2 protein-coding genes are annotated in these 1,401 nt (G+C 66.0%); both read right to left on the bottom strand.

The window, feature by feature from the left end; genetic code table 11:
• Nucleotides 1-73: 73 nt before the first annotated feature.
• Nucleotides 74-865 (bottom strand): IS21-like element helper ATPase IstB, encoded by a 792-nt coding sequence (gene istB / locus CDO81_RS27410; RefSeq protein WP_088486437.1) that lies wholly within the window; start codon nucleotides 863-865, stop codon nucleotides 74-76.
• Nucleotides 858-1,401: Mu transposase domain-containing protein (locus CDO81_RS27405; protein ID WP_420917046.1), on the bottom strand; the 544-nt coding region annotated here is incomplete at its 5' end. The genes istB and CDO81_RS27405, both read right to left, overlap by 8 nt.

Here is a 1,401-nt window from a genome sequence, read left to right as displayed (position 1 = left end):
TGTTGATTCCCACGCCATCCTGACCCACCGTTTCCATCCAATCTTGACCCACCCTTGTTCGAGCCCTTCGGGCTCAGGTTGTGGGTAACTTCCTCGGTTTGGACTCCTTCTTGGTGGTGGGTTGAGCTGAGCTGTTCTTGAAGCGGTAGCTGTCGTTTCCGGTTTCAAGGATATGGCAGTGGTGCGTGAGCCGATCCAGCAGCGCCGTGGTCATCTTGGCGTCGCCGAAGACGCTGGCCCATTCGCTGAAGCTCAGGTTCGTCGTGATGACGACGCTGGTGCGCTCGTAGAGCTTGCTCAGCAGGTGGAACAGCAGCGCGCCACCGGACGAACTGAACGGCAGGTAGCCCAGCTCGTCGAGCACGACCATGTCCATGTGGGCCAGCCGGTGCGCCATCTGGCCGGTCTTGTTGCAGAGCTTCTCTTGTTCGAGCTGGTTCACCAGCTCGACCGTGGAGAAGAAGCGCACCCGACGCCGGTGATGCTCCAGCGCCTGCACGCCGATGGCCGTGGCCAGGTGGGTCTTACCCGTGCCCGGCCCGCCGACGAGCACGACGTTCTCTGCGCGGTCCATGAACTCGCCGAGGTGCAGTTGCCTCACCAGCGCCTCGTTGACCTCGCTGTGCGCGAACTCGAAGCCGGCCAGGTCGCGGTAGACCGGGAAGCGCGCCTGCTTGAGCTGGTAGGCCACGGCACGTACCTCACGCTCGGCGGTCTCGGCCTTGAGCAACTGGGCCAGCAGCGGCTGCGCGGCCTCGAAGGCCGGCGCGCCTTGCTCGGCCAGCTCACCCACGGCATGGGCCATGCCGAACATCTTCAGCTCGCGCAGCGCGACGACGAGCGCGTTGGCCTTGGTCTCACGCATGGCGCACCTTCCTTTCATTGCGCAGGTCGTCGTAGCGGTCCACGTTGGCCTGCGGCTCGGTGACCAGGCGCAGCGCGTGCGGTGCGTCCACCGGGGGTGGCTCGGCCTTGCCGTCGAGCAGCCGGTGCAGCACGTTGATGACGTACATCTTGGTCGGCACGCCGACTTCCAACGCCAGCTCCACGGCCGCGAGCACAGCCTGCTCCTCGTGGTGCAGGACCAGGGCCAGCACCTCGACCATCTCACGGTCGCCGCCGGGCTTCTTGAGCAGCTCGGTCTGCAACTTCTTGAAGGCCACCGGCAGCTCCGTGAACGGCGCGCCGTTCCTGAGCGCACCGGGCTTGCGCTGCAGCACCGCCAGGTAGTGGCGCCAGTCGTAGATCGTCTGGCCGATGGTGTCGTGGCTGCGCTCGATGACCCGCTTGTGTTCGCAGATCAGGTTGCCCTCGGCCGCGACGACGAGCCGGTCGGCGTAGACGCGCAGGCTCACCGGCCTGTTGGCGTACGACGCCGGCACGCTGTACCGGGTGCGCTCG

This window comes from Roseateles puraquae (genome assembly GCF_002205845.1).
GTDB classification, from domain to species: domain Bacteria; phylum Pseudomonadota; class Gammaproteobacteria; order Burkholderiales; family Burkholderiaceae_C; genus Pelomonas; species Pelomonas puraquae.
This window is presented reverse-complemented; position numbering and strand designations above follow the sequence as displayed.